This window comes from Saccharopolyspora sp. NPDC000995 (genome assembly GCF_053599315.1).
Genome location: NZ_JBSFLZ010000014.1, coordinates 73,640 through 81,936, shown reverse-complemented (window position 1 = coordinate 81,936; position 8,297 = coordinate 73,640). Strand labels below are relative to the sequence as shown.

Here is an 8,297-nt window from a genome sequence, read left to right as displayed (position 1 = left end):
AGCTGACCAAGCTCTCCAAGGAGCAGGCCGCCTACATCGGTGTCGACGTCGATGGCCCCTACAAGCCCGACCACTACCGCTACTGATTCCCGCCCGCGGTACCGTTTCGCTTTCGCGCAGCGGTACCGGGGGCGCAACGGCGGCTCTCCCCTGCTGAGAGAGCCGGCGGGGATCCGTTCCGGCGCCGGAACCGCGCTCCGCGCAACCGGTTTCGCCATGGGATTCGCCGACCCGGCGGCAGCGCATACCCGCGGCCGAGGCTCGGCCACGTCGCTGATCCGAATGCACAGCCTTTTCTGCGAGTGGCTGAACGACGATTCTTTCAGGATAACCGTAATTCGCATTCCGCGAACGAATACCCAGTCATCAGAGGAAAACGGTCCCTGCTTGTCGAGAAGAGCAGTCGCAGAAGTGTATCTCGATCGGACGCTTCGGTGACCGAAAGTCGACAGAAGGAAAACCTGAGGCCGACATGAACACCATCGCACTCGAACTGGTACCGCCCAACCTCGACGGTGGCGTGCAGATGGCCATCGCGGAAGGTCGCAAGGTCGCCGAGCTCAGCCGCGCCTCCGGGCTGGCCGGCCACATCAAGCACGCGATGATCCCCGGCATCATCCAGGAGGACGGGGACCGGCCGGTCGATTTCCGGGAAAAGATGGACATCATCGACTTCTGGCGGACGATCGAGCCCGAACTGGGCGGCATGCGCGGGCTGTGCACGCAGGTCACCGCGTTCCATGATGAGCAGCAGCTGACCGAGCGCCTGCAGAACCTGTGCGACGCGGGCATGGACGGCATCGCGTTCGTCGGGGTGCCGCGCAGCATGACCGACGGGGAGGGGCCCGGTGTCGCGCCCACCGACGCCCTGGCCAAATTCCAGGACGTGGTGCGGCACCGCGGTTCTATCCTGATCCCGACCCGGTACGGCGAGCAAGGCCGGTTCGGCTTCAAGTGCGAGCGCGGGGCCACCTATGGCATGACCCAGTTGCTCTACTCCGACGCGATCGTCCGGTTCCTCGCTGAGTTCGCCCGGACCACGCCGCACCGCCCGGAGATCCTGCTGTCCTTCGGGTTCATCCCGGGCGTGGAGAGCAGGAAGAAGCTGATCCAGTGGCTCATCCAGGACCCGGGCAACTCGGCCGTGGCCGCCGAGCAGGAATTCGTTGCGCAGACCGCGGAGCTGGGCTTCGAGCAGCGCAAGCAGCGGGTCGTGGACCTCTACAAGCGGGTCATCGACGGGGTGCACGACCTCGGCTTCCCGCTCAGCGTCCACCTGGAAGCACCCTACGGCTACAACAAGTCGGCCTTCGAGACCTTCGCGGCCATGCTCGACCACTGGGCGCCCTGAGCTGACCTCTCGCGACCGAAAACCGCCGCACCGAGCGGGGCGGCGGTTTTCGCGTGCAACCCGGCAGGGGCGATTGCAGCGGTTGGAGGATCGAGAATCGACATTTATATGACCGGGCGAGTGTTCAGGCGTCCTTCCCGCCGTGGCATGCGGGCTCGGCAACCGGGTGGTGTGAAGCCCAAGGAACTGCCGAAGGATGCTCGATCCATCCAAGAGTTACGGCTGGGAAAGACCGGACGGGTAAACGATGGGAAACAGTGCGGTCACCGGCGACGCCCTGCCCTACCGCTGATCAGGGTCCGCGTCAGCTCTCGATCCTTCTCAGGCTCGCGGACCTGGGACGCAGGCTGCGTGGCCTCGACGAATGGCTGCGACACCGGATGCGGCAGATCCGTTGGAAGGAATGGAAACGGTACTCGGCCAAACGCCGGAACTTGCGCCAACTCGGCATCCCCTACCGCACAGCGCGAGAATGGGCGGCCAGCAGCTAGGGCTACTGGCGGATCGCGCTAACCCGTCCTGCAACGAACACTGCCCAACGCCCTACTGGGATGACCTTGGCCTGCTGGGACTGCGGAATACCCGGCACAGGCCCAGAAAGGTGGGTTGACGAACTGCCGGATGACGGCCCGCATGTCCGGTGGTGTGAGAGGAGGGACGGGCAACCCGACCCTCCTCTCGATTCCGGCCCGACACCCGGGTGAGTTCGCTCACCGCGCGACGTAGTGCTCCGCGCGCGGCGGGTGCGCGCTGTCACCGAATCCGGTCGGCCGTGCCATCGCGGGCTGTCGCCGTGCATACTTGTGGGTGACTCGAAGCGGTTGATCAATACCTATCGGAGCGATCAAGGCCTGCATCGTGCTCGTCACTGCCGGAGGTCCTCGTTTTCATCCGTCCTCGTTTTGGTTTAAGGTCGACGCATTCGCGGCTCGGGCGGCTCAATTCAGTCGATCCGGCCGCAATCGGTCCAATTCGGACGGAAGTGCAACGGTGCACCGGATGAAAAAGCGCCGTCAGGAGCGAAACCGCAAGCGTTGCCGCGGCGCCGCCCGCCGTGACAGGAAGGACCACGTCAGTGCCGTTGTCGCCAGCACCTCCAGGGCCCGCCCGCCCCCTCGGCGGCGGCCCCGGTTTCGAGTCCGGACGGCCCGTAGAAGACGAAGCTTTTTGCTTCGCCGGCGCGGTCATTCGATTTCCTCGCGGATCCGATCATCTCCCGGATCTGTCGATCGCTGGGTATTTCCGGGATGGAAACATTTCCGTAACCAATCCGACGAACTATTCCGATTCAGGCCCGGATTGGTTCCGGCAAGTTGTTCTCGAATCGCGTGGTGAGGTGCGGCGATGATGACGACCGAGGTCAGTGCGCTCGACTGGGCGTTCCTGTGCCTGGAGCAGGAAACCGCGCCGATGCACATCGGTGCGGTCGCGGTGTTCCGGCCGCCGGAACCGGCGGACCGGGTAAGGCTGTTTACGCTGCTGGCCGAGCGGGCCCAGCGGATCGCGCGGCTGCGGCTGCGGCTCGGCCAGTCGTGGCTGCCCGGCCCGGCACGTTGGTCGCAAGCCCCGGAATTCGACGCGGCCGAGCAGGTGCGCAGCCACCAGGTGCCCTCGCCGGGCGGGCGGGAGGAATTGGCCGAGTTGGTCGCCGAACTCATCGCGGACCCGCTGGATCGGCGCCGTCCGCTGTGGGAACTGCACCTGATCACCGGTCTGGACGGGGACCGGTTCGCGCTGCTGGTGAAGTTCCACCACGCCCTCGCCGATGGCCGGAAAGCGGTCGAGATGGGCTTGGGCCTGCTCGACGGCTTCGCGCCCGCGGCACCGGAACCCCTGCCCGATCCCGACGGCAGCCCGCTGAACCTGCTCCGCAAACCGCAGCAGCTGTTCGATGCGGTTCGCGGAACCCTGTCGAAGTCCGGTGAAACGCTCGGCATCGCCTCGTCGGTTCTGCGTAGCATGCGGGTGCCGGTTCCGGATTCGCCGTTGCGCGCTTGCGCTTCCGCGGCGCGGCGGGTGGCGCTGATCCCGATCGACCTCGCTGACCTGCGGCGGATCCGCGCCCGGCACGGCGGCACCACTAACGACGTCGTCCTCGCGGTGCTCGCCGGGGCGTTCCGCCGGTGGCTGGCCGCGCGCGGACACCCGGTCGACGAGCTGGCGCTGCGGGCGCTGATCCCGGTCAGCCGTCGTCGCGGCGACAACGCGGGAGGGAACAACCAGCTGTCCGGCTACCTGTGCGATCTGCCGGTGGAGGAGCCGGACCCGGTGGCGCGGTTGCAGGCGATCCGGGCCGCGATGGGTCGCAACAAGAGCGCGGGTCCGCTGCGCGGGCCGGGTGCGTTCCCGGTGCTTGCCGGGCGAGTGCCGCAGATCGTGCACCAGGTGGCCACCCCGCTGGCCGGGCAAGGTGCGGCACTGCTGTTCGACACCGTGATTACCAACGTGCCGCTGCCGGGTTTCCGGGCAGCCCTGGGCGGGGCGGAGTTGGTGGAGCTGTACCCGGTAGCCCCGCTGGCGGCCGGGCACGCGCTGGCGATCGCGGTCTCGCAGTACCGCGACACCGTGCACGTGGGCGTGCACGCCAATCGCGCGGCGTTGCCGGACCTGGAGAAGCTCAGCGAAGCACTGCCGTTCGCAGTGGCCGAACTCGACGACCGGTCGTGAGGCATGCACTACGTCGATCGGATGACGCGGACGCGATTTCACTGGTTGTATGGGGGCATGGATCTTGTGGTGCGGACCGAGCATGGTGCAGTGCGGGGAACCGCGAACGACGAGTTAAGCATTTTCAAGGGAATCCCCTACGCGGCACCGCTGGACGGGGCCCGTCGCTTCCAGGCGCCGGTTGCCCCGCAGCGGTGGGACGGGGTGCGGGCCGCGTCGGAGTTCAGCGCGTCGGTGCCGCAACCGGTGATGATCCCAGGATTCCCGTCGTCGTGGAACGCTGGTGACAGCACCGACTGCCTGAGCGTCAACGTGTGGACTCCGGATCGCGGCGGTGGCCTGCCGGTCATGGTCTGGTTCCACGGCGGGGCGTACCTGGGCGGTACGGCCGCCGATTACGATCCGGCGCTGTACGCGCAGGCCGGTGTGGTCGTGGTGACGGTGAATTACCGGGTCGGTTATGAGGGTTTCGGCTGGGTTTCCGATGCGCCGTCCAATCGCGGCATCCTGGACCAGCTCGCGGCGTTGCGCTGGGTGCGCGACAACATCGCCGCGTTCGGCGGGGACCCGGGCAACGTGACGATCTTCGGCGAGTCCGCGGGCGCGACCTCGGTGGCCGCGCTGATCGGGGGATCGACCGGGACCGGGTTGTTCCGCCGCGCGATCGCGCAGAGCGTCGGCTCGGTGTACAGCGCCGAGGACGAGGCGCGCAAGCTCAGCGAGCTCATCATCGGTCCGCTCGGCGTCTCGGCCACTGCCGAGGAGCTGGCCGCGGTGCCGTCGGAGGCGATCCACGCGGCGCAGCTGCCCGTGATGGCGGAGCAGAACGAGAACCGGGCGGACTGGACGAATTCGACGCCGTACGCGGTGATCCTCGACGGAGAGCTGCTCGACGACCTGCCGTGGGTCGCGCTGCGCGCCGGTGCGGGCCGCGACGTGGACCTGATCAGCGGGTACACCACCGACGAAGCCCGAATGTTCACAGTGGACCTTCCTGCGGCCGTCAAGGACCCGGTGCTGATGGCGCGGCGGCTGCGGCTGGGTCCGTCGGTGGTGGGCCGGTACCGCGCCGGGTACCCGGGAATTGACAATGCCGAGCTGTTCTCGCTGATGCTCAGCGATCAGCTGTTCCGGATGCCGTCGCTGTGGAGCGCTGAAGCGCACGCCGCGGCTGGCGGCCGCAGCTACGCCTACGAGTTCGCCTGGTCGAGCCCGGTGCGCGGCGGTGCGCTCGGCGCGCACCACGGGCTGGACGTGCCGTTCACCTTCGGAATCGTCGAGGACGAATTCGGCAAGTCGATGTTCGGTGGCGAGGTCCCGCCGGGATTCGAAGACTTGTCGGCAGAGCTGCGCGAGGCGTGGGTTTCGTTCGCGGCGACCGGTGACCCGGGTTGGCCTGCCTACACCATCGCCGACCGCTCGGCGCGGGTGTGGAACGTGCCGTCGACCGTGGTGGCCGATCCGATCAAAGTATCTCGGGAGATCTGGCAACACCGCTTCCAGGCGTGAGACCCGTGGGTGCTTCGAGGTCCGCCGGGAGGCGCGCCGAAGTTACCATCTGGTCCAGCAGCGAAGTCGGCCGCTTTCCACAAGTTTCTGAATGGAGATCCGCATGGACGACATCCAGCAGGGTTCTCGACGATATCCGCTCGACGGACAATGACCTCCAGGGCCAAGCCTACGAAGGGATCTTGGACGCCACAGACGGCGCCGTCGACTGGGCGTACGAAATCTGGGACGACGTTGTGTCCGGTCTTCGGCGCAAGAACAATCGAGTGCGGTCCATCATGGCGCAGCTGTTTTGCAACCTGGCGAACAGCGGCCCAAAGCAGCACATCGTCGGGGCTTTTCCCGAGCTGTTGAACGTGACCAGGGATGACCGTTTCGTGACAGCGCACCACTGCCGGCAAGCCCTGTGGAAGGTAGGTGCGGCCGGGCGAGCGCAGCGGGAAAACCGCGAGGGAAAGCACCAGGGGCTCCTGGACCAGCGGGGCAACGGCGTCGCATCGACGCGTTCAGCGCGCACTGGCGAGTTTCCGCCATTTGGGGCCGATTGCCGAAGCGGGCGCGGGATTCTTAAACGCATGCCTGGAAGATCCACTCGCGCGGCAGCGGTCCTGGCGATGGCGCTGGCGGTCGCCGTCCTGCCGACAACGGCCTCCGCGGCGCCGTACTGCCAGAGCATCACCGAGGCGTCGAACCCGGACTGGATGGCGGGCCTGCCCGACGACGCCAGCCTCGCTGCGCTGTCGATCCCCGGCACCCACCAGACCCTTTCGCTGCACGGCGGTTCGCTGACCCAGACGCAGGAGAACCACGGCGACAGCGCCGAAACGCTGGCCGTGCAGCTGCAGTCGGGAATCCGGGCCATCGACATCCGGGTGCGGCGCTACGACGACCTGTTCACCCTGCACCACGGGCCGTTCTACCAGAACGCCAACTTCTCCGACGTGCTGCGGAAGGCGGGCGAGTTCCTGGCCGCGCACCCCGGTGAAACGGTGCTCATGAGGCTGAAGGCCGAGTGCACCGGCGAAGTTCGCTCGTGCACCGACGAGAACAGCCAACTCGACACCGCGCAGATTCTCGACTGGTACCGGGACAACGACCCCAACGGCAAGTACCTGAATGACCCCGCCGGCGGCGAGATGCCGACGCTCGGTCAGGTGCGCGGCAAGATCGTGCTGGCCAGCCTGCAAAGCGCGCACGGTGGGTTGTACGAGGGACGCGGGTTCGGGCAGTTCAACGGTGACTCCTGGGGCGAGTACGTCCAGGACGAGTACAACGTGCCGACCTTGTTCGACATCGACGACAAGTGGTTCAAGGTGCGCGACCACCTGGAGAAGACGGTGGCCGCCGACCCGGGACGGATGTTCTTGAACTTCGCCAGCGGCTCCAGCCCGGCCGCCTTCCCGGACGCGGTCGCCTGCGGCGCCGCCGGTTTCCGCGGTGTCAACGACTACGCCCTGCAACACCTCACCGGCAACGATCTGCCCCGCACCGGCGTGATCATGATGGACTTCCCGGGCGGTGAACTGGTGACCGCCATCATCGCGAAGAACGCGCGTTGAGCCTGTAGCGATCCCGGTTCGCATGGGGCTACACAGGGGAGGGGCGCGGCCGACGAGGTGCGAAGCCCGGCGGAGAATGCACTGGCAGGGTGGAGCTCGTATCGATTCGCCGTGACTCGGAGGTGGGTGCGAAGTGGGACGCTGGACCGACGTGGCCGACGGCGTGCTGGTGCGCCGGTACGAGGAACTGGACCTCTCGGTCGGCCTCGTCGTGGGAAGCGCACGCTGCCTGATCGTCGACACGGGTGGGGACGCCGGACAAGGTGCCGAGCTCGCGGCTGCAGTCCGCGAGGTCACGCCGCTGCCCTGGTCGGTGGTCCTGACCCACGCGCACTTCGACCACAGCTTCGGCACCGGGGCGTTCACCCCGTGCCCGGTCTGGTCGCACGACAGGTGCCGCACCCAACTCGTGGCCACGGGGGAGGACGAGCGCGAGAAGTGGGCGCGGCACTACCACGAGCGGGGTGAGCACGAGGTCGCCGACCGCATCAGTGCCGTGCGGATCGCGCTGCCCGATAACCTGGTCGATGACCGGGCGGTGCTCGACCTCGGCGCGCGTGAGGTGGCGCTGCTCCATTTCGGACCGGCGCACTCCGACCACGACCTGGTCGTGCACGTGCCGGACGCGGGGGTCGTGTTCGCGGGTGACTTGGTCGAGCACGGTGCACCACCGCAGTTCGGTGACGCATACCCGCAGGAGTGGCCGGCCGCGCTGGAGGCCATCCTCGCGCTGGACGCGCCGATAGTGCTTCCCGGGCATGGCGAACCGGTGGACCGCGAGTTCGTGCGGCGCCAGCGCGACGAGCTGGCGGCCGTGGCCGAGCTGTGCCGGGCGGTGACGGCGGGGACGCTCACCGCGGAGCAGGCGGTGGCGCGCTCACCTTTCCCCGAGCAGTTCACCCTGGACGCCCTTGCGCGCTGACATGCGTTCGGACCCGGCCAGCTCGCCGTGGTCCACCATCGGCGGCAACGTCGCCACTAACGCTGGCGGCGTGTGCTGCGTGAAGTACGGCGTGACCCGCGACTACGTGCTGGGTCTAGAGGCCGTCGTCGGCAGCGGCGAGGTGGGTTTGCACGCCGAGCTCAGACCGGCCGTGATCGGCATGCACCACGCGCTCAAGAACGCCCTCGATCCCGCCGGGATCTTCAACCCCGGCAAGGTCTTCGGCGAGCCGGACAGCTGAAGTCAGGCGAACCCCTCGACGATGCCG

7 protein-coding genes and 1 pseudogene are annotated in these 8,297 nt (G+C 67.6%); all 8 read left to right on the top strand.

Going from position 1 to position 8,297, the window contains the following annotated elements; translation table 11 throughout:
• On the top strand, positions 1-86 hold an 86-nt coding region (locus tag ACWDKQ_RS07920), incomplete at its 5' end, for an adenosylhomocysteinase (RefSeq protein ID WP_450138000.1).
• 386 nt (positions 87-472) lie between these two features.
• Positions 473-1,351, top strand: a complete 879-nt coding sequence (locus ACWDKQ_RS07915; protein WP_450137994.1) for a mycobacterial-type methylenetetrahydrofolate reductase — start codon at positions 473-475, stop codon at positions 1,349-1,351.
• A gap of 1,347 nt (positions 1,352-2,698) precedes the next feature.
• Positions 2,699-4,018: a wax ester/triacylglycerol synthase family O-acyltransferase gene (locus ACWDKQ_RS07910; protein ID WP_450137993.1), complete on the top strand. Its 1,320-nt coding sequence runs from the start codon at positions 2,699-2,701 to the stop codon at positions 4,016-4,018.
• 69 nt (positions 4,019-4,087) lie between these two features.
• The gene (locus ACWDKQ_RS07905) at positions 4,088-5,527 is read left to right on the top strand and encodes a carboxylesterase/lipase family protein (RefSeq protein ID WP_450137992.1); all 1,440 of its coding nucleotides are present in this window, start codon (positions 4,088-4,090) and stop codon (positions 5,525-5,527) included.
• A 575-nt stretch (positions 5,528-6,102) separates the two neighbouring features.
• Entirely contained in the window at positions 6,103-7,086 is a 984-nt protein-coding gene (locus ACWDKQ_RS07900) for a phosphatidylinositol-specific phospholipase C (RefSeq protein ID WP_450137991.1), read from the top strand.
• A 133-nt stretch (positions 7,087-7,219) separates the two neighbouring features.
• Positions 7,220-8,008, top strand: coding sequence for an MBL fold metallo-hydrolase (locus ACWDKQ_RS07895; protein WP_450137990.1), 789 nt, complete (start codon positions 7,220-7,222; stop codon positions 8,006-8,008).
• 10 nt (positions 8,009-8,018) lie between these two features.
• Positions 8,019-8,153: pseudogene (locus ACWDKQ_RS07890) on the top strand (FAD-binding oxidoreductase); the annotation flags it as partial.
• Positions 8,151-8,270, top strand: coding sequence for an FAD-linked oxidase C-terminal domain-containing protein (locus ACWDKQ_RS07885; protein WP_450137999.1), 120 nt, complete (start codon positions 8,151-8,153; stop codon positions 8,268-8,270). The pseudogene ACWDKQ_RS07890 and the gene ACWDKQ_RS07885, both read left to right, overlap by 3 nt.
• The last annotated feature ends 27 nt before the right edge of the window (positions 8,271-8,297 follow it).